Raw genomic sequence first — 251 nt, 5'->3', positions numbered from 1 at the left:
CGGCCGGCTTTGACCAACTCGACCATCTGCGCCCGAAATTCCGGCGCGTAGGGGTTGTGGTGCTTTCCCATGGCAGGCACCTCCTGTTCCAAAGGATAGGTGTCCACGAAACCGGGTCAACTCCACAGCAATGTGAAGCCGTCGAGTTGGCCGACCCAATCGGGCTCCACCAGCCGCACCGCTCCATCGGGCAAGCGCACTCGAGGCACGCGCACTTCCAGGTAGCACTCGTGCTGAAAGAAATTCAGGTG

At 61.0% G+C, this 251-nt stretch carries 1 pseudogene; it reads right to left on the bottom strand.

Annotated elements, in window-relative coordinates:
• Positions 1-122 precede the first annotated feature (122 nt).
• Positions 123-251: pseudogene (locus GWC77_RS28880) on the bottom strand (ISL3 family transposase); the annotation flags it as partial.

The sequence above is a fragment of the Paraburkholderia sp. NMBU_R16 genome, assembly GCF_013282575.1.
Taxonomy (GTDB): Bacteria; Pseudomonadota; Gammaproteobacteria; order Burkholderiales; family Burkholderiaceae; genus Trinickia.
Note: the sequence above shows the minus strand (reverse complement) of the source record. Positions and strands in the feature narration are given on the sequence as shown.